Below are 24408 nucleotides of genomic sequence, written 5' to 3' on the forward strand. Positions count from 1 at the left end.
GCTTGTAAGCCAAGACTAGGTAAATGGGGTTAGCCCCGGGCACTACTTTCCAAACTTGCCTTTCAATGCGGCCAATTTAGCAGCCATATCTGTTTCCGGAATGTTCTGCTTCCTCCCCGATGATCTTTTCTTTGCCCCACCGCCTTTTGCCGCGCCATCGCCTTTCATCGAGAGGGATATTCGTTTTCTGGCTACATCTACCTCTGTTACAGTAACCATTACTTTTTGCTGTACAGCTACCACATCGGCCGGATTGCTCACATATTGGTCGGCCAATTGGCTGATATGCACCAGACCATCCTGATGGACACCAACATCTACAAAGGCTCCAAAGTTGGTTACGTTGGTCACTATTCCGGGAATTCTCATCCCTACCTTTAGGTCTTCGATATGGTTCACGCCATCGGCAAAACTGAATACCTCGAACTGCTCTCTCGGGTCCCGGCCCGGTTTGGCGAGCTCAGCCATAATGTCTTTTAAAGTAGGCAGCCCCACGGTATCAGATACATACTTTTTGAGGTCTACCTTCTGCCTAAGCGATGCCTCTTTAATAAGGTCTGTTAGCTCACAATTTAAATCGCGGGCCATTTGGCTCACTATGGTGTAAGCCTCGGGGTGCACTGCACTATCGTCCAGCGGGTTTGCGGCTCCTTTTATGCGCAAGAAACCTGCCGCTTGTTCAAAGGCCTTTTCTCCAAGACGCTGCACATTTTTTATGGCTTCACGATTCTTAAATGGCCCATTCTGGTTTCTATACTCCACAATATTCCTGGCCAGTTGAGGCCCTAGACCGGCCACATAGGTTAGCAGTTGTTCTGAGGCGGTGTTTACCTCTACTCCCACAGCATTTACACAGCTCATCACCACATCATCGAGCGATTTCTTTAAGGCAGTCTGGTCTACATCGTGCTGGTATTGACCTACACCTATTGATTTAGGATCAATCTTTACCAATTCTGCCAACGGATCCATTAGCCTTCGTCCGATAGACACTGCCCCCCTCACTGTTACATCATGATCGGGGAACTCATTTCTGGCAATTTCAGACGCGGAGTAAATGGAGGCACCGCTTTCATTTACCATAACCTGCAACACATGTTTTGGTAGTCCCAACGACTTCACGAAGTCTTCTGTCTCGCGCGAGGCGGTTCCGTTGCCTATGGCAATGGCTTCAATGGCAAACTGGTCAACAAGGTGTTTGATTACCGCTCCCGATTCGGCCACCCTTTTTTGTGGTTCATTGGGGAAAATGGCTTCATAATGTAAGAGCTTGCCTTGAGCATCCAGACAAACCACCTTACAGCCAGTTCTGAATCCCGGATCTATAGCCAAAACTCTTTTGCTTCCTAATGGCGCGGCCATCAACAACTTATGAAGGTTTTTTGCAAATACCTCAATGGCTTCCTCATCGGCCTTTTTCTTAGAAAGCATGCGCATTTCTGTTTCCATAGAGGGGCTCAGTAGTCTTTTGTAGCAGTCTTTTATAGCCAGCCTCACTTGCTCTGCTGCGCTATTATTGGCCTCAATAAATTGTTTTTCGAGTATGGTTATAGCCTCTTCTTCAGGCGGTAAAATATCTAACATTAAAAAGAGTTCAGCCTCGCCCCTTCTCATGGCTAAAACTCTGTGAGATGGCGCCTCTTTAAGAGGCTCTTCCCACTCAAAGTAATCTTTATACTTTTGGCCTTCTTCCTCTTTTCCGGTATACACTCTGGATCTGATAATGGCATTTTGCTGAAAATACTTTCTCATCTTTTCGCGAGCCTCAGCATTTTCATTGATGGTCTCGGCAATAATGTCTCTGGCTCCCTGCAGGGCTTCATCAATATCTTTTACGCCTTTCTCTTCATTGACATAGGCCGCTGCTTCAGTTTCCACATCTACGGGCTGCTGCTTGAGCAACAAGTTAGCCAATGGCTCCAGACCTTTTTCGCGGGCCATAGAGGCTCTGGTCTTACGCTTAGGCTTATAGGGTAAATAAATATCTTCCAGCGCTGCCATGGTTTGGGCAGCCCTGATCTTCTCCTCTAACTCAGGTGTAAGCTTACCCTGTTCTTCCACCGATTTCAGGATGGCATCCCTTCTTTTATCAAGATCTTTTAACTGCTGCAACCGATCCCTAACTGCTGAAATCTGCACTTCATCTAAACTGCCGGTAACCTCTTTTCTATATCGGGCGATGAAGGGCACCGTACCACCTTCTTCCAAAAGCTTTATGGTAGCTTCAACCTGTCTGGGCGTTATGTTTAATTCTTGAGCAATGAGTGGAGCGTAAGCCATAGATTTAATTTTAGCGGGCACAAAACTAAAGAAAGATGAATCTTTGAAAATAATTTACTTCAATCTTTTAACACAAAGTTATACCGTGCCACATGCCTTATGTTGATCGATTGTCTCGCTTTAAAAAGCTATTAGAAGGGTATTTAATTGATCATCAGCCCCTAAAGAACAACTGTTAAAAAATATTTGACTGCAAAGCCTACTTGCTAGGAACTTTTCATCAGTGGTCTTTTCTTTACATACTAAGGCGATTGGCCGCGTGTCCAGGCCATTAGTCTCTACCCTTTAGAATTGGCACCAAAAAGTAAGAATCATTATGGCTAAGTTTTACGATGTGCTATCGCCCGAACTTATTGAATTTATTAAAAACCAGAAGGTCTTTTTTACCGGTACAGCAGCCCCAAATGGCAGGGTCAATGTATCACCCAAAGGCATGGACTCTTTCAGGGTTTTAGGCCCAAATAAAGTGGCTTGGCTTAACCTAACCGGTAGTGGTAACGAAACGGCTGCTCACCTAAAACAGCTCAATCGAATTACCATTATGTTTTGCGCTTTTGAAGGCAAACCATTGATTTTAAGGCTTTTTGGGAGTGCAAAAACCATTCACCCACAAAATGATGAATGGGCAGAATATCTTGAACTGTTTCCTGAGCCCTTTGGAGCACGCAATATCTTTGTGGTTACGCTCGACTCCGTACAAACCTCATGCGGCTTTGGGGTTCCCCTTATGGAATATAAAGATGACCGAAAGGTTTTAACCGACTGGGCCGAACGTAAGGGAGAAGAGGGAATTAAGGACTACTGGAAAGAAAAAAATCAAGTAAGTATTGATGGTTTTCCTACGGGACTATTTGATTAAGCTTTTTACTTTCTCCATAACCGCATCTTCTTCTCGCATTAGCTGCTGGAGGGTGTAAGATACACTATTATGAGGTATAACTCCCCTGCCATGATATGGATGACCGGAATTGGCAGTGGTGTACATCCACATGGGGAGGTTTACCCGGAGGCCACTATGAGGTAGTATCAAAGTTCGGGTAGAACCGCTCGTATTGCCATCGTACCCTCCTCCTGACTCTTCTCCTACCAGGGTGGCCCACTCGTTATGATGCAGAACTGCGGCTACATCGGCACAGGTGGAGAAACTCCAACCATCAATGAGCACATATACTTTTCCTCTAAACCTTTGGGCTTCAGGCTTCCACTCGTCCAATCCTTTATGGGAAGTCATTAGCCTTCGCCCCTTTTCCCGAACAATGTTTCCATAGCCACTATAAGATTCTGTTACTTCAATTCTTTCGAAATACCGAAAAGGGTTTCTGGCCAAATAAGCCACTAAGGCGGCTCCGTAATTATCGTCTCCACCTCCATTACCACGAAGGTCTATAACCAAGGTCTGTGCTTCTTTTTGCTTTAACTCCCTGAAGCTCTCAGCCAGGAATCGTTCATAATTTAAACCGGCATCGCTTAAGGCTCTACTGGAAAACGTGTTGATCTTCATGTAGCTGTAGGAAGCCTCATGCCTAAGCACCAACTGAGGCGGCTGCTGAAAGGGCCTTCGCATGGCGCGTATTTTAGTGTAGCTAACACCGGGCAATACAATAGTTTTGAGACCTGTATTGGAGCTGACCTCTACCTGAAAGGAAGTTGTACCCCTAGACACAAACAGTTGGTAGAAATAAGGAAAGAACTGCTCAGTAAGCCTCAATCGACCTGTTGTGATGTAGCCATCGGCCGATTGGTGCTCAAATATGCGCCTTACTATTTCATCCATCTTAAGCCCATTAACAGACACCAACTCATCACCGGATTTCAGTTGGTCACCCGTGAGTGAGGCATTAAAAACAAACCACTTACCGTTTACTGCCCTTATTTCTAATGGAATAAAAAGTTGGTTCTCCAAAAATGTGCGCTGATCCATTTCGGGCAACAGCACCTGGGTATGCCCGCAGCGAAGTTTATTTACCAAAAAGCTTACGGAGGCAAAAAAACCGATTTGGTCTGTCTCCTGAATTTGATCCAGCGCAGTTTGAAAGTACCAATCGATGGAGTCTTTACCGGTGTATCGATACATTCCCGGGTGATAGGCTTCCAGCTCTTTCTTTAGATAAAGCAGATCTTCGGCAGCCTGTTTTTGACTAAGGTCTTGCGCCTGTCCCACAACAGGGGCAAACACACTAAAAATAAAAAGGTAAAGCCTGTGCATAGAGATTCAAACCTAAGGGATTGTGCTTGCGAACACCAGTGGTTAATGTAATTCGCAACAATAGACAGGCATAAAAAAAACTGTCTTCAAAACGAGCCTGCTTTACGAAAGCTCCTTTGAAGACAGTCTTCTCTAAGAGTTTTTAGAGCCTTAGATGGAAATACCCATAAAGCTCATGAATGCAATACCCATTAGACCGGTAATGAACATTGTTACGCCCAATCCTTTAAGGCCATCGGGTACATTAGAATATTTTAGTTTTTCTCTGATAGCCGCCAAAGCTACAATGGCTAGGAAGAAACCAATACCTGAACCAAAGCCAAATACGGTAGCCTCACCAATAGAATAATCTCTTTGTGCCATAAAGAGCGAAGAACCCAGAATAGCACAGTTCACTGCAATAAGTGGCAAGAAGATACCTAACGAACCATATAGCGATGGAGAAAATTTCTCAATAGTCATTTCAACCAACTGCACCATTGCCGCAATAATGGCAATGAACATTATGAAACGAAGAAAAGACAGGTCGATAGTAGCGAAATCAGCCCCTAACCAGGCTAACGCTCCTTCTTTCAATACAAACTCATTGAGCAGCCAGTTCATGGGTACTGTCATACCCAAAACGAATACTACGGCAAGTCCTAAACCAAAGGCTGTCGATACCTTTTTAGACACTGCCAGGAAAGAACACATACCTAAGAAGTAGGCAAATACCATGTTCTCAATGAAGATCGACTTAATACCTAAATTCAATAAATCCATGATTGCTTACTTTTTAGTGTTCTACGTAACCTGTTTTAGATCGCTGTATCCATATGATGAAACCAAGCACAATAAAGGCTCCTACAGGAGAAACCATGAGTCCGTTGGTCGCAAAGTTTTCCATACCAATGGCTTCAAAAACAGGATATCCGAATACTTTACCGGAACCCCAGATTTCTCTAAAGAAAGCCACGGTAAGAATAATCCATGAGTAGCCTAAACCCGAACCAAGACCGTCCAACACAGAATCGTATGGCTTGTTTCCAAGTGCAAAGGCTTCCAGCCTACCCATTACAATACAGTTGGTAATGATTAGACCAATGAAAACCGAAAGGGTTTTGTACATATCGAATGCATAGGCTTTGAGTACCTCATTTACCAAAGTAACGAGGGTGGCTACTACTGCCAACTGCACAATAATACGTACCCTGCCGGGGATTGCATTCCTCATTAAAGAGATAATGAGGTTAGAAAATATCAATACAAATATTACCGAGAGAGCCATTACCAGCGTAGGCTTCATTTGAGTGGTAACCGCAAGGGCCGAACAAATACCCAATACCTGTACGGTAATTGGGTTATCGTCACTCAGTGGATCGGTAACGAATTTCTTTCTTCTCTTCGATAGTAAGGCTTCTTTTTCTTTTACTACCGGGGCTTCTAACGTTTCAGTACTCATTTATAATTACTGTTTAGTTATTGTCAATATTCATGGTCATTGCCTGGTTCCGAACATTCTTATCGAAATAGTTCTGATAGTAGCCCAGGTAGTTCTCCAGCATGGCGTTCACACCATTGGCAGTGAGGGTAGCACCGGCCATACCGTCTACCCTATTTGGTCCAAGAGCAGACTCAGGTGTTTTTTCACCTTTCACCATTTCTACAGAAACAAACTCTCCCTGATCGTTATAGAGTTGTTTGCCCTGATAGCGCTGCTGAACATCGTCTGAAGTAATTCTGGCTCCTAAGCCGGGGGTTTCACCACGGTGGTCGAAACTTACACCCTGAATAGTTTCCAGATCTGGCGCCAAGGCGACAAATCCCCAGATAGCATCCCAAAGTCCGGCTCCATACGTTGGAATAATGTAGGCTTCCTTACCTTCGGCACTGTACTTAAATACCGGGAAGAGTCTTTCTTCTACTGGCTTTTTGTAGTTTTTCTCAATGTCTACATTTTCGGCAACAACGGGCTCTCCTTTGGCATTGGTAGTTACCACATTGCCCTGATAGTCGGCCACTTCGGAAGAAATTACTTCGCTGTATCTAGTCAGAATCTGTTCTTTGGTCATTTCGGCCAAGGCCGCTTTCTCCGCAGGAATAGCTCCCAAAATTTGTTTTTTGGTATCTAAATCAACGGCTTCTTTTTGAATGGGGCCTAACACCTGAGAAACCCCTGAAAGCAATCCTCCCAACACTATTGTGAGAATGAGAGAGAATATAATTACGTAAGCATTAGACTGTCGCACGGGCCAACCTCCTTTTCTTGTTTGCTTGTACTACATAGAAATCGATGAGTGGGGCGAACACGTTCATAAACAGTACGGCAAGCATAATACCTTCCGGATAGGCCGGGTTCACCACTCTAATTATTACAGTAAGCACTCCAATGAGCACTCCATAAATCCATTTTCCTGTTTCCGTTTGAGAAGCAGACACCGGGTCTGTAGCCATGAAAACAGCACCGAAAGCTAAACCACCCATAACAAGGTGATATTCTGCTGGTAATTCCATAAATGTATTTGCTCCTACCAAATTGAAGATGGTACCCATAGCAAAAGCTCCGGCAAACACACTTACAATAATTTTCCAGCTACCCACACCGGTAGCAATGAGTATCAATGCTCCCAACAGGGCCATTAGTGTAGAAGTTTCACCAATCGATCCGGGAATTCCACCAATAAGCATGTTTTGGAAGCTAAAGAAGTCGCCTCCGAAAGGCGCAGCCAGTACACTATTGGTATCGGCTAAACCCGAGATTACACTGGTATCAGTGGTAGAAGACTCATAAGCAACTGCTAGTGCTGTTGCGCCAGAATAGCCGTTTACGGGCGTTTTATCGGCCAATTGAGTCCACACTTCACCGGAAATTTGAGACGGATAGGCAAAGTACAAGAAGGCTCTGGCTGTCATAGCCACGTTGAGTATGTTCATACCCGTTCCTCCAAAAATTTCCTTACCTACCAAAACTCCAAAAACTGTCGCCAAGGCTACTTGCCACAAAGGAATGGTCGGAGGAACTATTAAAGGAATGAGCATCCCTGTTACAAGGAATCCTTCGTTGATGGGGTGTTTTCTTATTACGGCAAAAATGGCTTCAACTATACCACCTGCGGCATAGGAAACCAAAACGATTGGCAGTACCCAGCGGGCACCAAACAACAGGTTGTCTACCGAGAAGAATGAAGTGGTCTCTCCCACTGCAATGTGATGCTGATAGCCCACATTGAATATTCCCCAGATCAGACAGGGTATCATGGCGATAACCACTGTCATCATCATTCTCTTCAAATCTACTGCATCTCTCACCTGAACGCCTTTCTTACCGGCTGTAATGGGTGGAGAAAACAGGAACGTTTCACCAGCTTCGAACAGGTAGTAGAATTTCTCCAACTTACCACCCTTCTCGAACATAGGTTTCTGCTTTTCTAATATTTTGTGTAAAAACTTCATTCCTATTAACCGTTTTGCATCAATTCAAGCCCATCTCTAACAATTTGTTGAACATCATGTTTAGAGACATCCACATATTCACACAAGGCCAAATCTTCTTCAATCACTTCATAGATTCCAAGGGCCTCCATGTTATCGTAATCTTCAGCTAAAATAGCCTTCAGTAGATACACTGGGTAAATATCCATTGGGGTCACTTTCTCGAATACCCCGGTCTCAACAAATGCTCTTACCTCACCATTGGTGTTGGTATCCAGTACATATTCTTTATTTTTTCCATTCAGGAATGAGAACAAGCCCCATGCTCTGTGGAAACTCAGTACTTCTTTCTTAGGCTTTAGCCAACCGAGGAACTCTGAATGGTCTCCTTCTGGCAATACAGAAAGCAAGTTGCTGTAAAAGCCCAGATAACCGTCTTTTTCTACTCGCTCACCGGTTAGTACGTTGCCGCTAATGAAGCGTACATGGTCTTGTTTGAGGTTGCCCTCAACCATTTTATTTACACAGGCTCCCGTATAGGTTTTGTAGTATTGCGGGTCTTTAACTTCTGAACCGGCAACTGCCACCAAACGAGAAGCATCGTATATTCCTTTGCTGAAAAGCTTTCCTATTTGAGCCACACCATAAGGTGAAATGGTCCAAACAATATCTCCCTTAGCTATTGGGTCTATGTGGTGAATCTGAACACCCACATTGCCCGCAGGGTGAGGCCCGCTAAATTTGTTGTGTTGAATACCTTCTACATTGGCAAATACCGAAGACACCTCGCCATTTAGATCGTGATTGAGATGAATAGGACCTTCCGTAAATTTCTTCAACACTTCAATACCGGTTTTGAAAGCCTCTTCATCACCCTTTAGGGTAAATGCAATGTCGGCTGCCAATGGGTGGGTATCGAAGGCAGAAATAAAGATGGACTTAGGGGTATCTTCTTCTTTGGCGATAATGCCATAAGGTCTTTGAATGATGTTGGCCCAAACTCCTCCTTTAGTCATCTGAGCGGTAGCCTCTTCTCTGGAGAGACTCTTGAGCTCAGAAACATTGTAGGTTTTGAATTGCTCATATTCAACTTCCTTGTCGGCCAAAATCTTAATCTCAAGTAGTTTTCTCTTGGCTCCCCTCTTCACTTCGACTACTTCACCACTTACGGGAGAGCAAATCATCACGTTTTCCTGCATTTTGTCATACAAAACAGGAGTTCCGGCCTTCACGTTGTCACCCTCAGCTACTAAAAGCTTGGGTCTCTTCATTCCTACAAAGTCAGTGGGTTTGATAGCAAACGTTTCCGAAGGGGGAGTATTCGCGATTTTCTTTTGCGCCTTCCCGGCAAGGTTGATGTCAAAGCCTTTTTTAAGCTTTACAATTTTAGACATACTGTATTGAGTTGCGAATCACTAAGGTTGATCAAAATCGAGGCAAAAATAACACTTTTGCTCTCAAATGAAAGGCTAGGCCTTCCTTTTCGGTGCGCAAGTTAAGTTCAAAAAACTTGCTATTGAAATGCTAGGTGAAATATTATATTTCTACGGTTTTAGTGAAATGATTTTCAATGTGTTGTGCCACATTTTGCATGAGCCACATAGGAGTTGAGGTGGCTCCGCAAATGCCCACATGGTCTGAAGGGCGAATCCAGCTAAAATCGACTTCGTCCTCATTTTCTACAAAGTAGCTTCTTTCATTCTGCTGTTTACATACCGTGTAAAGGGCTTTGCCATTGGAGCTCTTTTTGCCACTCACAAACACAATAACATCTACTTCTTCTGCAAACTTTTGTAGTTGAGGCTCTCGGTTAGACACCTGGCGGCAAATACTGTCGTTGGCCGAAAAGTCAATTTCTTCCAACTCACCTTTGGCCGCTTTTATGCGCTCCTCAATCAGTTCGCGAATGTGATAAAAGCCTTTTGTGCTTTTGGTAGTTTGGGAAAAAAGGGTAACCGGACGGTTAAAGTCAATCTTTTCCAAATCGGCCTCTTCCATGATTATTATGGCTTCGTTGTTGGTTTGACCCGACAGGCCAATGACCTCTGCATGACCCAGCTTGCCATATATTACAATCTGGCCGTTTACTCTTTTCATTTTGTCATAGGCCAGTTTTACTCTGTTTTGAAGCTTTAGCACCACAGGGCAAGAGGCATCCACCAGTTCTATATTGTTTTTTAGCGCCAATTGGTAGGTTTCTGGCGGCTCTCCATGCGCCCGAATGAGCACTTTGGAGTCTTTAATGTCTTTCAGGTCTTCCCGATCGATAATCTTGAGCCCTTTTTCATTGAGGCGTTTTACCTCCATACTGTTGTGTACAATGTCGCCAAGACAATAGAGCGAACCTTCTTTCATTTCGTCTTCGGCCATCTGAATGGCAAACTCCACTCCAAAACAATACCCTGAATTCTGATCTATGGTAACTTGCATACACTTATTCTATTCTGCCTCAATGCGTTGCTTGGCCAAATCTAACACTTTTTGAACTTGCTCTTCAAATTTCAAATGAGAAGTATCTATCTCTACAGCGTCTTTTACCTTTATTAAAGGACTCTCGCTCCGGGTAGAATCTATCTGGTCTCTTTTTTCCAGGTTTTCCATAATCTCAGCGAGGTCTGCCTTCTCCCCTTTTTCAGCCAGCTCCATTTGCCTTCTCCTGGCTCTCACTTCGGTAGTGGCGGTCATATAAACCTTTAGTTCCGCGTCAGGAAAAACGACAGAACCAATATCGCGCCCGTCCATTACCACTCCTTTGTCTTTACCCATGGCCTGCTGTTGAGCAACCATTGCTTTTCTTACGGCCTTAATGGCAGCCACCTGACTTACCTGGCCTGCCACCCTCATTGAACGTATCGCTGTTTCAACGTTCTGTTCATTCAAAAAGGTTTCGTTTTTCTGTGTTTCAGAATCAAAACGAAAATCTATCCGAATATTGGCCAATGCCTCTTCAACCGCATCAGGGTTATTAATATCCACTTGTTTGTCTAACATATATAAGGTTACAGCCCTGTACATGGCTCCGGTGTCTATGAATTTATAGCCCAGTGCCTTGGCTACGGCTTTGGCCGTGCTGCTCTTTCCACAGCCCGAGAGTCCGTCTATGGCAATATTAATCTTGGTCATTTCAGAAGTTTGCGCAAAGGTAGGATTCAAAGGCTTATCTTCCATTTTTTAATAAAGAAACCCACAAGCCAGGCACTAAGCCTCCTATACTTAGCCTAAACTATAGCTACTTTTCGCTGTAAGGCTCTCCACCGGCTGGAATTCCATGGGGCAATTCTTTAACATTGTAGCATGAAAATATCAGGCCATATTGTCGATGTCAGAAACCGGAGGATATTTGATGGTGAAATCCGTATGGAGGGCAACAAAATAGTTTCAATACAAGAAACCAACCAGGTTGCCGACCAATACATACTACCCGGATTTGTCGATGCTCATGTGCACGTGGAGAGCTCCATGCTTGTACCCTCTGAATTTGCACGGTTGGCAGTGGTACATGGCACAGTAGCCACGGTTTCCGACCCGCACGAAATAGGCAACGTGCTCGGAGTTAAGGGTGTGGAATACATGATTGAAAACGGACGTAAGGTAAATTTCAAGTTTTACTTTGGGGCTCCATCATGCGTACCAGCAACTACTTTTGAAACAGCCGGGGCCGAAATTAGTGCTGCAGAAGTTGACTATTTGTTGCAAAAGCCTGAGGTAAAGTATCTGGCAGAAATGATGAACTGGCCGGGAGTATTGTATGGCGATGAGACGGTACGGCAGAAAATAGAAAGTGCTCAAAAAGCCGGAAAACCTATAGATGGCCATGCACCGGGCCTTAGAGGAGAACAAGCTGAAAAGTATGTGAAGGCGGGAATGAGTACTGACCACGAGTGTTTTACTGCCGATGAAGCCCGAGATAAATTAAAGCATGGTATGAAAATAGCCATTCGCGAAGGCTCTGCGGCCAAAAACTTTGATGCCCTTGTGGAGCTGTTTGGTGAAGCTCCAGAAATGCTCATGTTCTGCTCTGACGATAAACACCCTGATAACCTTGTGGAAGGGCACATTGATCAACTGGTAAAACGTACACTCGCCAAAGGCTTCAATTTGTTCGATGTATTAACTGCAGCCTGTATTACCCCTGTAGACCACTACTCCTTAGACGTGGGCACCCTGCAAACAGGCGATTTGGCTGACTTTATTGTAGTTAACAACTTACAGGAGTTTAATGTATTGGCCACTTATATTAATGGCAAAGCTGTTGCCGAAAGAGGCAAAACCCTTATTCCGAGAGTTGACAACGAAATAATTAATCGCTTCGATTGTGCCCCTGTATCAGCGAAGCAAATAGCTCTTAAAGCTACCGGCCGGGAAGTACAGGTAATTGAGGCCATGGATGGGCAGCTCATTACAAACAGCCTATGGCTTCCCTGCCCAATCAATGCTGAGGGAATGGCTGTTTCGGATCCCCGGAAAGACATTCTTAAAATGGTGGTGGTAAATCGGTATCATAAGGCCCGGCCGGCAATAGCCTTTATTAAAAACTTTCAGCTAAAAGAAGGTGCCATTGCCTCTTGTGTGGGGCACGATTCCCACAACATTATAGCTGTTGGCACCAACGATGAGGATTTGGCAAGAGCAATCAACCTCATTATTGAATCGCAGGGTGGAGTAAGTGCCGTGGGTTCTGACAACGAAATGGTTTTACCATTGCCTGTAGCAGGAATCATGTCGGCCGAAGACGGGTATGTGGTCGCTCAAAAATATACGGCTATTGATGCCATGGCCAAGAAGCTCGGTAGCAAACTCAATTCTCCGTTCATGACCCTCTCCTTTATGGCCTTACTTGTGATTCCCAAACTTAAACTTAGCGACAAAGGCCTGTTCGATGGGGAAAGCTTCTCGTTTACCAACTTGTTTAGAAATTGAACTAATAAGTTAGTTTGATTTAAGGATTTATTCCACTACCTTCTAGGTTCAATAAACCTTAAACAAAATGAGAGTACTTACTTTCCTGCTTCTCACCGTGTTCACGGTGGGTTTAACCTATGCTCAAGACACTCCTTCTAAGCATGCGATTAATGAAAAATTAGTGCTGGCCGGAGACAACATGCACTTTGGTTATTATGAGAAGGCTCTGCCATCTATTCACTGGCTGCTTCAGAATGCTCCCAAGGCATCTTCCAGTGTCTACAGCATGGCATTCAAAGCGCTGGAAGAAACAGCCGGTAAAGTGGAAGACACAACCAAGAAAAATGTACTTCTCGATTCGCTAATTATTGCCTTCCGCCTAAAAGAAAAGCACTTTGGCCTGACAGATATTGAAAAGAACAAACTGGCCTTTCGGTACTTCGATTATTTTCTGAACAACAAGGAAAAAGTAGCAGAAGCCTACCCTCTTTTCCATGAACTCTTTGAAAGTCCCGATGAGGTAATAAACAACAACCTGGTAGCTTTTATGTATATAACCAACAAATACCATGAGCTGGTAAAGCCTTTGTCAACGGCAGAAATATTGGCCAACTATGAACTGGCCAGCAGGCAAATTGCCTCAAGGTACTTCTCAAAAAACCTCAAGCTGTACGAAACCTACAGCAAATATGCCGATGATCAGGTTTTTAAAACACTGAATGTCAATGAACATTGTCAGGCAATTAAGCAAATAGCTACCCACATGACTGCCCCGGACAGCGTGTATTTAGCCAAGAAAATTGTATCGCTCACCCTCGATTCTAAATGTGGAAAATCGGAACATTACCTAAAAGCCCTCAATATACTTTCCAGAAGCGAGCCAAGTCCGGGACTTCATAAAATACTGGCTCAATACGCTGCAGCAGAAGGGAATTACGCCCTAGCCACAACCCACTATGTGAAAGCCATTGAGCTGGAACCTGTAGCCGATAAGCGCGCAGCGATATATCTGAGTCTGGCCGAAATATATTTTTTAAACAATGATAAAACCAAGGCAAGAGCCAGTGCCTTGGAGGCTGTGGCAGCAGACCCCGGCCAAACCTCTGTGGCCTACTCGTTCATTGGCAATCTTTATCTTTCCAGCTATAACGATTGTGCCGAACGCCATGATCGGGTTCAGGACAAGGCCGTTTACCTGGTAGCCTATGACGCTTTCGAAAAAGCAGGTGACAAGAAGGGTATGGAAGAAGCTGCTAAAAGATTCCCAACGCGGGAAGAAGCTTTCGAAAATAACTTGTTCGATGGAGACCAAATTGACGTAGACTGCTGGATACAGCTAAGCACTAAATTGAGAACAAGAGTAAGCAATTGACCGTTATATTTGAGCTAAAAACAACAATTTGATAATCCATGCATTTATTCATACTTTCTAAGACCTGTTAGTTTCGCGTGGCCTTAGCTTTTTGGCTAAATGTTTGATTAAATGATTGGTTAGAAAACTCATTGTTATGAAAAGGATATTCTTTGTACTACTTACCTTATGTATTGCTCAAGTGGGAATGAGCCAGGAAAGTCAGCTAAAATTGCCTGATGATCCGGTACTTGCCGAAGAAGCAAAAAGAAGATTTGCTCTATCGGTTGATGCCATGTCTATCGATAGGTATAGACAAGCGGCCAATTCGCTTAGCTGGCTCATGAAAAATGCCCCTGATTTGTACGATGGTCTGTACATAAACGCATATAAAGCTTACGAAAACCTGGCAGAAGCCGAAACGGACGAGACCAAACAGAATGTGTTGCTCGACTCGATGTTTATTGCCTTCAACTTAAAAGAGAAATACTTTGGTCTAAGCGACCTGGAAGTAAACAATAAGGCCTATCGCTACTATAAATACTGGAAATCGAATCGTGAAAAAATAGGTGAAGCACTAGAGGCATACCACGAAGCCTACAAAAAACCAGAAGAGGTTATTAACAACAACATTGTTTCTTACATGGATGTGGTGAGACGCTACAAGGCCTATGGCAACTCCATTTCGAACGATCAGGTTTTGGATGTTTATGGCAAAGTGCTGGATGTTATTGACCGCAAAGAACAACAAGGTGAAGATTCTGACAAACTAGACCGGTACCGTGCGGCTGTAAATGGTTTGCTCACACAGATTATTGGTGATGACCTCAATTGTGACTTCATTAATACCAATCTGGCCCCTCCCCTGAATAACAATACCAACGACCTAAAGCTGGCCAAAAAGATTTTCGGATTGCTACTCAATCAGGGCTGTACCGAAAGTACATACTTCCTGAAATCGGCCGAGATTATTCAAAAACTGGAACCTACTGAAGGAATGGCCAAAGTAATTGCTCAAAGAGCCTATTCCACTAAAGAATATGATAAGGCAGTAAAATTCTATCAGCAAGCTGTGAGCTTGTCTAAAGACCCTGAGAAAAAGGCAGATCTTTTACTGGGGCTCACTTCGGTATACATAGCCCAGGGCAACAAGCAAGAGGCCCGAAAAATAGCCTTCCAGGCTGCAGAAACACACAAGTCTTATGAAGCCCAGGCACTTACTTTGGTAGCTAATATGTACATGAATAGCTTCAACGAATGTGCTAAGCAACAAAGCCAAATCGATGATAGAGCCATTTATATGGCAGCATACGATTTATACCAGAAAGCGGGTAATAAGGAAGGAATGGCCCAGGCCAGAGCACAGTTTCCCACAGTTTCTGATGTATTCACAGCCAACAAAAATGAGGGAGATCCTATTAAAGTGGGCTGCTGGATTAATGTTTCAACCACCATTAAAACAAGACCTACAAACTAATGGACACAGAGAAGTTACTGAAAGAAATCAGAGAGAAAATAGATGAGCTGGTAGAAAAGGCCAAAGAGGCCGGAGCCGAGGCTCGCGAAGAAATGGAAGATGTGATAGAAGACCTGAAGAAACAACGCGATAAGCTGGAAGACAAGCTACAGGACTTTAAAACCAAAAATGGGCCTAAGTTCGAAGAGGCTAAATTCCACTTAAGAAAAGCGGCTGAAGAACTGGAGCAGGCCGTAAAGAAAATGTTTAGGAAAGGCCCAGGTGCCACTGAAGTATAGAACCTAAAGGAGAAGTTTTGAGTACTATCAAAGACCAAACCGGTTTCTTTGACAGAACTTCTCCTTTTTTCTTATGCGACCAGGAGAAAGAAACTTTCTCCAAAGCCATTCAAACTATCTTGGTCGGAGAATCACTACAATTTCTTTTCCTTTTAGTCTTATTTGGGGGCCGTTGTTTCTTAGCTGCTCACCCCTAACCACAGTTACTTCATAACGCTCTTCATCGAACACCATACTCAGGGCATCATCAGGCTGGCTTATAGTTAGCTCTTCTCCATTATCCAAACGCTTGTACGCCACCGAAAGCAAATGCTCCCCTACCTTTAGGTTGTTTATAGCGGCCTCATTCCAGGTCGAAGGCATTAAAGGGCTAATCATTACTTCCGAGCGATGAGCCATAGGGTTTATTCCAAAAAACTGACGTACAATAGGGAAAGCGTAGGAATAAATATTCCAGGCCTGAACAATCATCCCAAAATCGGGACTCACTTCATACATAGACCCCGGCAGGGCATAGCTAAATGAGTTGGTCATTCGCTGCAAGTAATCCAATGCTTCATCCGGTCTGCCATAATTATTTTCTGCAATAGCCTGAACTCCGGTCGGTAAAGTCATAACAGCACCGGTATAGCTAAAAATCTTCATCTTCTTGGCAAAGCCACCATCATCTGTTCCGGCCGATTCGTCCCTGTCGATGCCTGTTACGAATACGCCAAACGGATTCACATATTTACTACCTGTTTTCAGGGCCCTGAGGGCATACTGCTCTTTGGCCACCCCCACCTCCATGGGTGTGTTTACCACCCAGTTGTGGTATAACACAAAGCCTTGTTTTTTATTTGGAGCATAGCTCCTTATTTTCTTTTGAGTATTCTTAAGTTCCAAAACAGCCCAGGGCTTATTCAGAGTATCGGCCCTTACGATGGCTCCATCAATTAAATGCAAGGCCTCTTTAGCCGTGCCAATAAAATCGGCATAGGAGTCAAACTCTTCAACCCAGAAATCGGTATTAATTGTATTTGCCAGTTGCTCGGCCTTAGCACTAAAGTCGGCAGCCCGCTCTTCTTCACCCAATACCCGGGCCATCTGAGCAGCATCAATGAAGGCTTTATAGGTATACGCTGCCACATCGATCATCTCAGACTCCAGTCCATGAATTTCCATCATGCCATAACCATCGGCCAACAAATTACCATCTTCATCATGCTCTTTTAAGAGCCAATCTAAACCGGCTATAGCCGTAGCATAGTGCTTTTTAAGAAAATCCATATCGCCTGTCCACTTGAACACCTCCCATATAAGGCTGGTATATTGAGGAGTTTCGTTGAGATTGCCGGGATTAAAGACCGCACCATTGGTAGACATTTCATGGATAATTTTACCACTACCCTTATTAATAGCGTTTGATACACTGTCGATAAGGGCAATGGTCTTTTCAGAGACATCTTGCATGCCTATGGCTACCGCCCCTTGCAGGGCATATTCACTATCGGCTCCAAAGTACCACGGATAGTCAGGAATTCCGGCAGTAATGCCTCTTCCAAGGCCTTCTACATCGCGCACCAGCCAGTCTGTATTATATTTTACCCAGCGAAAGGCTTGCTCAAGGCGTTGGTCAGGAATATGCAACTCGGCCGTTTGGGCAATGGTTTGGTACCTTTTGGCCTTAGTTTGTAGCATATCTATGGCCTCTTCCCTCACCCGACTGAGTGTGTTCAAAGCTTTTTCTCTGGATTGATGGGAGCCCGCAATTACGAAAGCAATGGTCTCCGTTTTTCCGGGTTTCACCTTCAACGCATACGTCAGCGAAGCATTTACTCCTTTTCCTTTTCGCTCATAATCGCAAGGCACCATACCCACAGAGTTGCCGGCTGAAGGCGTATTGGAGGCAAAAGCCACATACCATTCGTTATCGGCATCTTTGCCCACTATTCCATCTATTGCTTTTTCATATTGGGCTTTGTCCTGTCCATCATTCATCTGGGTTCGTTCGCCCAGCCAAACAGGCCTCAAATCGACCATACCAGAGAAGGTCAGGTCGACAGTTTTTGTTTCACCACCCAGGTTTTTCAACTTGAGCTCCACATATACAGCCTCTTCACCGTCAGGCACAAACTGAGTTCGCTCGGCCTCCAGGCCCAACTGGTTGAGTTTATAGAAGTGCTTATTGGCAAAAGGGTAATTTCTGAACTTTTCAGCCTCTTCCAGGCAAACGCTCTGCCCATTGCTATTGAGTGAGATGCTAAAGCCATCCATTAACTTTATGGGGTGATCCCAAATACCCCCCATTTCACCAGTCACATGCCAGCCAAGGTCCGGAAAAGTTCCGTCCTGATGCCCCACCATGTATAACCGGTCTCCTGCCGTTACATAAGGCGAGGCCAGGTATTCAGTAGTGCCATCAATGTATTCTGTGGAAGAAAGGAGTTCATCGAAAATCGAGTTCTGAGAAGTAGGGCTACAGCCCATAGCGACCAAAACTCCCAGCGCGAATAGAGAGGTCTTTTTCATACAATCGGAATGAAGAACTCCTAAACTAAGAGAAAGCCACGAACCATGCAAAGAACAAAATTGGCAGAGCTGTTTGTGGAAGACAGGCCTGAGGAATTTGTTTCCCTCAGGCCTGCCTAGAAAAGAACTATGGTTTTCTAGTTTACAGTACTTGCCCGAAAGGTAAGCTGCTACTTCTTTAAAAGGCTATCGAGCAGGTCTTCCGGGCGGTAGTATTGAAAGGTGCGATCGTCTGACATGGCTACAAAGAGCCCTTTTTTAAACATATCGTTCAATGGCAAGCTGGTTATTTCAGAACCATCACTCTCTTTAGTCGATAGCCTGACCACCTTTAACAACTGGTGTGAATGAGGGTCTTGTGCTTCTCCTTCTCTGGGAAAAATTCTGAAGCTATTAGCTTGCTGATCGGAAACCAGAATAAAGCCCCGTCCATTTTCTGTAGTATAGATTGAAATTCCCTCGTGGTCATCTGCAAAGCCTTCAGTACCAAAAAGAGCAAGCTCTTCATTACCTTTCTCAGGATCGGCATAATACTTTCGAATGCCCACATTTTCATCGGAATAATAGACATACCCCAGTTCATGGTCTACTACAATAGCTTCAATTTCCTTTACCCCGCTAAACTTGCCAAACTTTCTTACCAACCGGGCCTGCAGTTGGCCCAGCGAGTCTGCCTCTAACGCGTATTGCCACAAATAGCCTTGGCTTGGCCCGGTTTTTCGCCCCATAATTACAAAGGTCTTCTTATCGGCAGGGCGTTGATACAGGGCAATGCCCATAAGGTCTCGATGTTCCGGAGCCGTTTCTCCCTCAAACATAGGAAAACCTCCTCCATCAATTGGCTTCATATCCGGGACAGAGTATACCCGAAGCATGGAAGTGAGTCTTTCACCGGTTACGGCAAAGTCTACTGTGTCTTTGCCTAGTACCAAATCATAACCAACGTCTACATTGTTAGGGCGCTTTAGTCCTCTCACCACTTTTTCCGGAAAAATTCTCCCCTGCAAATCGAAGACATACAAGGCCCCATCTTCGTGTTTATCCGTGCCAATAACAAGGCTTTTGGAAGGATCCTGGCGGTTAATCCAAATGGCCGGATCGTCAGAGTCATGCTTTACTGCTTCGGTAACCAGTATAGGTTTTATAGTTGGCTGTTGGTTGTTGCAAGCCATGGCCATAAGCCAAACCAAAGGGATTAGTAGATCAATTTTCTTTATCATAGCAAAAATGAAGGTAGCCTTAAGGCCACCTTCTTTAAATCTGTTAATAGTAAACTAACTAGTCGTTGAACAAATCGAATTTTAAGCCGGCATTGAACCTAACGTTGTAGTATTCTACCTGCATGGTGCGGCTGCTCACTCCCTGATAATAGCGCAATGGCTGATTGGTGAGGTTATTCACCTCAAAGAAAAACCTCCATTGTGGTGTAAAGGCGTAAGAACCATTCAGGTCTATAAAGGTCTGTTTGTCGTAAAAACGATCTTCAAAGGCATCGCCTCCCAATTCATCTATATAATCGCTGGCATAATTGAGCGAGGCTCTGAGCACCAGTTTGGGCGTTTCGTAGCTCAATGATGCATTGAACATATTGTTGGCTGTTCCCGGCAACTCAGTATCTTCTTCTTCTCGGCCCTGAATACCGGTGGTTGAAGATTGCGTATAGGTGTAATTGAGGTAAAGCCCAAGGCCTTTCCATAGTTGTCGCTGCACAGCCACTTCCACTCCATATATTTCAGCCGTACCTCCGTTTTCGAAGGTGGTATATTCCAAATCATTGCCAAACTCAGGGTCGTTGTAGCCTTCAATAACCCGCTCATAAATAAAGTGGTCTACATCTTTGTAAAACACACTGCCCGAAATGATACCAATGTTTTCAAAGTAGTTTTCGAACATCAGATCGAAGTTCATAGAGGTTGTGGCTTCCAGGGCAGGGTTACCACGTACCAGCTCCTGATCGTCCGGGCTAAACTCTGCATAGGGCACTAAATCGAAATAATTGGGTCGGGCAATAGTGTTTGTCCAGGCAAAGCGTAAAATAGAATAATCGCTAAAGTTATAATTGAGGTGTAGTCCGGGCATAAAATTGCCATAGTTCTGATCGTCTGAAGTTCCGGTGACCACATCGTTATCTACATCGAAAATATTACCGGTATAATCAATGGATGTGGCTTCATAGCGTAGACCTACTATGCCTGAGAGTTTTTCATTGAATTGTATATCGGCCATGGCGTATGTGGCATAAATATTCTCCGTTGCACTATAGTTGCTGGCCGCATACTCGCCTAACTCATCGGTTTCGTCAAAAAGGGCAGGATTCTTAAGGTCTAATCCTCCTAAGAATCCCGGAGTAGCAAAGCGACCTACTTTGTACTTGCTACCGGCCAGATAGTTAGGGTTGGTGTAGCTGCTGTTGGGTACATTGCCCAACCTTGCGCCAAAGGCATCTTCATCGACAGGTTCGTATGAGAAGAAAGAGTTGTCTCTTAGTTTGTTTTTGGTTCTTACTCTTCCTCCAAATTTAAGGAGTGCCTTGCTGGTCAATGGCTTCTGAAAGTCTACTCTTGCATTGAAATCCTCATCTTCTGTGTAGTCATGGTTTTCAGAAATCTCATTTAAGCCAATGTTCAGGTTGTCGGCAGGGTTAATGAGGTTGGCCAAAGGGAAACCCGGGTCGCGTAGGTCTACAAACACATTCTGGTTACTCTGGCGATACGAGATATATCGCTCGTTGGGGCGATCTTCAGATGCTTTGGCATAGGTAGCAGACCAGGTCATTTTCAGGCTGTTAAACAAGTGTTCTCCTTTTAGGGTAATATTTCTGTTGCGCTGATCCTCCAGCCTTCTCTTTCTAACTCTATCACTGTCAAGGCCGCCTTTGGTTTGGTATTCTACCCTAGCCGGCAAATTCCAGGTGCGCGTGCCTGTAGAAATGGCATCGCCATCATCAAAAGCATCATCAATCTGTGACACGCGCATTCTAAACCTATTTTCCCAATCGTCTCGCCAGTTATATACTCCGGATAGATAGAGTTTGTGATTGGCATTGATTTCGTAGTCGAGAGCGAGGTTAAAGCTTCTTCGTACCCGCTGCACCTGGTATTCTCTAATGTCGAATTCTTCGATAAGTGCTTCGCCATTGTCTCCTTCATACCACACGGCCTCCACATTGTCTGAGCCAAAGTCATGATTATTGTAGCTGGCCGAAAAGACCGCTCCAAGTTTGCCGTTGGCAAAACGATCGGAAGCAATGAGTGTACCGGTCCATATGGGCTTTTCGGACAGGAAGTTATACCCTGAGGCAAGGGTGCCGGACAGCCTTCTTCCTGCAGGAGCCGAGCGGGTTACAAGATTCACAGAACCACCAATGGCATCGGCATCCATATCGGGCAAAACGGCTTTATTTACCTGAATGGTTTGAATCAGATCGGCCGGAATAAGATCTAGTTGAATATTCCTATTATCTCCTTCTGCCGAGGGGATTCGTTCACCATTGAGCGTTACTGAATTGAGCTGCGGAGCCAAGCCTCTCACAATAATGTTTCTGGCTTCTCCCTGATCGTTCTGGATGGTAATACCCGGTATTCGTTTTAGGGCATCGCCAATGTTAGCATCGGGGAACCTACCTATCTGGTCGGCAGCTACCACATTGGTAATGTTAGCGTTGGTTCGTTGTTGGTTGAGCGCTTTGGCCTGCCCTTTCAAACGATCGCCCACTATTATCACTTCGCCCCCTGTGGTGTATCCGGGCTCCATAGAAAAGTTTTGTGTGGTAGTGGTGTTGTCTAAAACGGTTATTTGCTGCTCTATCTTTTTGTAGCCTACAAAAGTAACGGTGATGTTGTGCTCACCGGCCGGCACTTCAACTATAGTATAGTAGCCGTTGGCATCGGTTGGCATTCCTTTCTCTAAACCCGGCAACAGCACAGTTGCCCCAGGCAAAGGCAGGCCTAGCTCATCCAACACCCTGCCTTTAACTACCCCTTGGCTAAACGCAGGGGTGGCTATAAGGCCAATGATTGCAATGGTTAGTAATAGTCTTTTCATAGTTGTTTTTGTTCGTGAAATTGAATGGGTCAAATATGAAAATGACCTAATAAGGCTTGATGAACCGGAGGTTAAGCAAGTGATAAATTGCTACTCAAAAACGTTAACAAAACATATACAGAGAACCATTACCTACTGAAAATCAAAAACTTATAAACACATAAAATGTTAACAAGCTTTACTTAATACTCGGCTAGAAATTCTTTGAGTTTGAGACCATGCCTCAGATGAAGCTTCTTCTTTAGCCTATATCGAGCTACTCTGAGACTATCGGTATTTATTCCCAGCAGGGTTGAAATATCTTTTGAGCTTATACCCATGCGGATTAGTGAGCACAGCCTAATATCAGAATCGGTGAGTTCTGGGTACTGGCTTCGAATGCGGAGGGTAAAGTCATCGTGTACCTGATTGAAGGTGTCTTGAAAGTGTTCCCACTCCGTATCGAACCGAAAGCCCTTATCGATGCTGTTACTTAGCCCTTCCAGCACTTCGGCTTTCATTTTAGACTCTTTTTCCAGCTGATCGATTTGCTCCCGGATATCTTTGAGCAGCCTGTTTTTTTGAATAATGTGCAATGTCTTAGCCGTAAGGTCCTGGCTTCGGGCTTCCAATTCCAAATAGAACTGTTCCTCTTTGAGTCGTTTATTTTCCAGTTGTGCCTGAAGGGCCTGCTGCTCCAGCTCAATATTGCGTATTCGCTCATCGCTCAATGCTTTTTGAGCCTTTAGAGCCTCAGTAGCCTGGTTTCTCCGTTTTCTTTCTTGTATGGCCACGAGTGCTGTAAAAAACACCAGTCCTAAACCACCTATTACGAGTGAATTTTTCGCCTGCCGATCAATTCTCTTCCCAGCCTCCAGGCGGGCTATGGCTTGCTCTTTTTCTTGTGTTTCATAGAGGGTTTGAAAATTGGCTATTTGGCCGGCAATCTGTGAGTTGAAGAGCTCTTGCGAAAACTCATAGGCACTGTCGTAATAACTAAGTGCCAGACTCAACTGCCCGTTCGACCGGTAAACTTTGGCCATGTCGTGATAGGCACTGAGAACTTCGTAGTTGAGTTGCAGCGAATCGGCCAAGTGCAGCGCTAGGTTGGTATAGGCAACAGCTTCGGCCACTTTGCCTCGCTTTCTAAAGGTATCTCCCAGATTATTGAGAGTATTCACCAAAGCAGGCAAGTTATTACACAGGGAGTCGTAATGAGCCGATAGTAAGAAGTATTCGAATGCATTATCGAACTGCCCCAGGTCTTCATAAACACTACCTATATTATCATAAATAATGGCTTTTCCTCTGGGGTCGTCTAAAGCCTCGTAGAGCCGCAATGCTTTGTATTGATAGTAAAAAGCAGAATCGGCCTGGGCAGTTTTTTCAAAATAATGCCCAATAACGCCATAGGTTTCTGCCATTCCTGTAGAATCGGCCAGCTGTTCAAAAATGCTACGAGCCCTCTTATACTCTTTAATCGCTTCGGCCCATAAGTTATGAAACTGATAAGCCGCGCCTAGAGAAAGCAGGGTTTGGCCTGTTTCGGGTTTCATTTCTAGCTGACTAAACTTGGCGAGTGCATCGGTGAGGTAGGCAATAGCATTGTCATAAGCCCCTTGTAGATAGAAGACCTGCCCTATGGTGCGTTGCGCTTGTGCCTGCTGGTGAAGGTTGCCTGATTCAAGCGCTTCATCCAATGCACGTTTGGCATAGTAAAAGGCAGAATCCGGATCGGTAGAGGTATAAAAATTGCCCAGACCATTCAATGACCTAAGCTGCACGGAGAGTGTATTGGCCGAATTGGAGGAGGTAGAAATAAGTACATTATTGCTCCTAATCTGCGCCCAAATCAACGCAGATTGCCCAAGAATAATTAATCCTAGTACAGCCTTCCGAAACACTCAGGTAAGCTACAGCCCGAATGTTAGCTTAAGGGTTAGGCAATTTAAAGTTTGTGTGAAGTTTA

At 44.5% G+C, this 24408-nt stretch carries 18 protein-coding genes; 5 read left to right on the top strand and 13 right to left on the bottom strand.

Going from position 1 to position 24408, the window contains the following annotated elements:
• Positions 1-42: 42 nt before the first annotated feature.
• On the bottom strand, positions 43-2280 hold the full coding sequence (locus B3O12_RS09455; protein WP_286756118.1) for a Tex family protein: 2238 nt from the start codon (positions 2278-2280) through the stop codon (positions 43-45).
• Positions 2281-2596: 316 nt separating this feature from the next.
• Between B3O12_RS09455 and B3O12_RS09460 the strand changes: the two genes are divergently transcribed.
• Positions 2597-3139: a pyridoxamine 5'-phosphate oxidase family protein gene (locus B3O12_RS09460; RefSeq protein ID WP_286744872.1), complete on the top strand. Its 543-nt coding sequence runs from the start codon at positions 2597-2599 to the stop codon at positions 3137-3139.
• On the opposite strand, the gene B3O12_RS09465 is transcribed toward B3O12_RS09460, so the two are convergent.
• From B3O12_RS09465 to cmk, 8 genes are all read right to left on the bottom strand, one after another.
• Positions 3128-4486, bottom strand: coding sequence for a S41 family peptidase (locus tag B3O12_RS09465; RefSeq protein WP_286756119.1), 1359 nt, complete (start codon positions 4484-4486; stop codon positions 3128-3130). The genes B3O12_RS09460 and B3O12_RS09465 overlap by 12 nt on opposite strands.
• A 150-nt stretch (positions 4487-4636) precedes the next feature.
• Complete coding sequence (nqrE, locus tag B3O12_RS09470) at positions 4637-5251, bottom strand: NADH:ubiquinone reductase (Na(+)-transporting) subunit E (RefSeq protein WP_422662581.1); 615 nt, start codon at positions 5249-5251, stop codon at positions 4637-4639.
• Positions 5252-5261: 10 nt separating this feature from the next.
• Positions 5262-5927 (bottom strand): NADH:ubiquinone reductase (Na(+)-transporting) subunit D, encoded by a 666-nt coding sequence (locus B3O12_RS09475; RefSeq protein ID WP_189629803.1) that lies wholly within the window; start codon positions 5925-5927, stop codon positions 5262-5264.
• Positions 5928-5940: 13 nt separating this feature from the next.
• On the bottom strand, positions 5941-6714 hold the full coding sequence (gene nqrC, locus B3O12_RS09480) for an NADH:ubiquinone reductase (Na(+)-transporting) subunit C (protein ID WP_189629802.1): 774 nt from the start codon (positions 6712-6714) through the stop codon (positions 5941-5943).
• Positions 6701-7918: an NADH:ubiquinone reductase (Na(+)-transporting) subunit B gene (locus B3O12_RS09485; protein ID WP_286756120.1), complete on the bottom strand. Its 1218-nt coding sequence runs from the start codon at positions 7916-7918 to the stop codon at positions 6701-6703. Before B3O12_RS09485 ends, nqrC begins: the two co-directional genes overlap by 14 nt.
• Before the next feature lie 5 nt (positions 7919-7923).
• Positions 7924-9291, bottom strand: coding sequence for a Na(+)-translocating NADH-quinone reductase subunit A (locus tag B3O12_RS09490; RefSeq protein ID WP_286756121.1), 1368 nt, complete (start codon positions 9289-9291; stop codon positions 7924-7926).
• Positions 9292-9433: 142 nt separating this feature from the next.
• Entirely contained in the window at positions 9434-10327 is an 894-nt protein-coding gene (locus B3O12_RS09495) for a 4-hydroxy-3-methylbut-2-enyl diphosphate reductase (RefSeq protein WP_286756122.1), read from the bottom strand.
• Positions 10328-10336: 9 nt separating this feature from the next.
• Positions 10337-11065, bottom strand: coding sequence for a (d)CMP kinase (cmk, locus tag B3O12_RS09500; protein ID WP_348655400.1), 729 nt, complete (start codon positions 11063-11065; stop codon positions 10337-10339).
• A 126-nt stretch (positions 11066-11191) separates the two neighbouring features.
• Here cmk and ade point away from each other — a divergent pair, with 126 nt between their 5' ends.
• The 4 genes from ade (at position 11192) to B3O12_RS09520 (ending at position 15905) form a co-directional block, all read left to right on the top strand.
• Complete coding sequence (gene ade / locus B3O12_RS09505) at positions 11192-12817, top strand: adenine deaminase (RefSeq protein WP_286756123.1); 1626 nt, start codon at positions 11192-11194, stop codon at positions 12815-12817.
• 67 nt (positions 12818-12884) lie between these two features.
• Positions 12885-14171 (top strand): hypothetical protein, encoded by a 1287-nt coding sequence (locus B3O12_RS09510; protein ID WP_286756124.1) that lies wholly within the window; start codon positions 12885-12887, stop codon positions 14169-14171.
• 136 nt (positions 14172-14307) lie between these two features.
• Complete coding sequence (locus tag B3O12_RS09515; protein ID WP_189629796.1) at positions 14308-15627, top strand: tetratricopeptide repeat protein; 1320 nt, start codon at positions 14308-14310, stop codon at positions 15625-15627.
• Positions 15627-15905 carry a hypothetical protein gene (locus B3O12_RS09520; RefSeq protein WP_286756125.1) on the top strand — a complete coding sequence of 93 codons (279 nt, stop codon included), beginning with the start codon at positions 15627-15629 and terminating at the stop codon, positions 15903-15905. Before B3O12_RS09515 ends, B3O12_RS09520 begins: the two co-directional genes overlap by 1 nt.
• 114 nt (positions 15906-16019) lie before the next feature.
• On the opposite strand, the gene B3O12_RS09525 is transcribed toward B3O12_RS09520, so the two are convergent.
• The 4 genes from B3O12_RS09525 to B3O12_RS09540 all read right to left on the bottom strand — a co-directional run bounded on the left by B3O12_RS09525 (position 16020) and on the right by B3O12_RS09540 (position 24295).
• Positions 16020-18416: a trehalase family glycosidase gene (locus B3O12_RS09525; RefSeq protein ID WP_286756126.1), complete on the bottom strand. Its 2397-nt coding sequence runs from the start codon at positions 18414-18416 to the stop codon at positions 16020-16022.
• Between the two features lie 170 nt (positions 18417-18586).
• Complete coding sequence (locus B3O12_RS09530) at positions 18587-19594, bottom strand: phytase (RefSeq protein WP_286756141.1); 1008 nt, start codon at positions 19592-19594, stop codon at positions 18587-18589.
• A 100-nt stretch (positions 19595-19694) separates the two neighbouring features.
• The gene (locus B3O12_RS09535) at positions 19695-22460 is read right to left on the bottom strand and encodes a TonB-dependent receptor (protein ID WP_286756128.1); all 2766 of its coding nucleotides are present in this window, start codon (positions 22458-22460) and stop codon (positions 19695-19697) included.
• A gap of 182 nt (positions 22461-22642) precedes the next feature.
• A complete protein-coding gene (locus tag B3O12_RS09540) occupies positions 22643-24295 on the bottom strand; it encodes a tetratricopeptide repeat protein (protein ID WP_286756129.1) in 1653 nt (550 codons plus the stop codon).
• Positions 24296-24408 lie beyond the last annotated feature (113 nt).

The sequence above is a fragment of the Roseivirga sp. UBA838 genome, assembly GCF_002296035.1.
Lineage (GTDB): Bacteria > Bacteroidota > Bacteroidia > Cytophagales > Cyclobacteriaceae > Roseivirga > Roseivirga thermotolerans.

What these genes read in the sequence shown, in the direction of transcription:
- B3O12_RS09510 (WP_286756124.1), top strand. Translation starts at nt 12,885, where the DNA reads ATGAGAGTACTTACTTTCCTGCTTCTCACCGTGTTCACGGTGGGTTTA.
- B3O12_RS09465 (WP_286756119.1), bottom strand. Translation starts at nt 4,486, where the DNA reads ATGCACAGGCTTTACCTTTTTATTTTTAGTGTGTTTGCCCCTGTTGTG.
- B3O12_RS09485 (WP_286756120.1), bottom strand. Translation starts at nt 7,918, where the DNA reads ATGAAGTTTTTACACAAAATATTAGAAAAGCAGAAACCTATGTTCGAG.
- B3O12_RS09475 (WP_189629803.1), bottom strand. Translation starts at nt 5,927, where the DNA reads ATGAGTACTGAAACGTTAGAAGCCCCGGTAGTAAAAGAAAAAGAAGCC.
- B3O12_RS09495 (WP_286756122.1), bottom strand. Translation starts at nt 10,327, where the DNA reads ATGCAAGTTACCATAGATCAGAATTCAGGGTATTGTTTTGGAGTGGAG.
- B3O12_RS09455 (WP_286756118.1), bottom strand. Translation starts at nt 2,280, where the DNA reads ATGGCTTACGCTCCACTCATTGCTCAAGAATTAAACATAACGCCCAGA.
- B3O12_RS09535 (WP_286756128.1), bottom strand. Translation starts at nt 22,460, where the DNA reads ATGAAAAGACTATTACTAACCATTGCAATCATTGGCCTTATAGCCACC.
- B3O12_RS09530 (WP_286756141.1), bottom strand. Translation starts at nt 19,594, where the DNA reads ATGGCCATGGCTTGCAACAACCAACAGCCAACTATAAAACCTATACTG.
- B3O12_RS09525 (WP_286756126.1), bottom strand. Translation starts at nt 18,416, where the DNA reads ATGAAAAAGACCTCTCTATTCGCGCTGGGAGTTTTGGTCGCTATGGGC.
- ade (WP_286756123.1), top strand. Translation starts at nt 11,192, where the DNA reads ATGAAAATATCAGGCCATATTGTCGATGTCAGAAACCGGAGGATATTT.
- cmk (WP_348655400.1), bottom strand. Translation starts at nt 11,065, where the DNA reads ATGGAAGATAAGCCTTTGAATCCTACCTTTGCGCAAACTTCTGAAATG.
- B3O12_RS09520 (WP_286756125.1), top strand. Translation starts at nt 15,627, where the DNA reads ATGGACACAGAGAAGTTACTGAAAGAAATCAGAGAGAAAATAGATGAG.
- B3O12_RS09460 (WP_286744872.1), top strand. Translation starts at nt 2,597, where the DNA reads ATGGCTAAGTTTTACGATGTGCTATCGCCCGAACTTATTGAATTTATT.
- B3O12_RS09490 (WP_286756121.1), bottom strand. Translation starts at nt 9,291, where the DNA reads ATGTCTAAAATTGTAAAGCTTAAAAAAGGCTTTGACATCAACCTTGCC.
- B3O12_RS09515 (WP_189629796.1), top strand. Translation starts at nt 14,308, where the DNA reads ATGAAAAGGATATTCTTTGTACTACTTACCTTATGTATTGCTCAAGTG.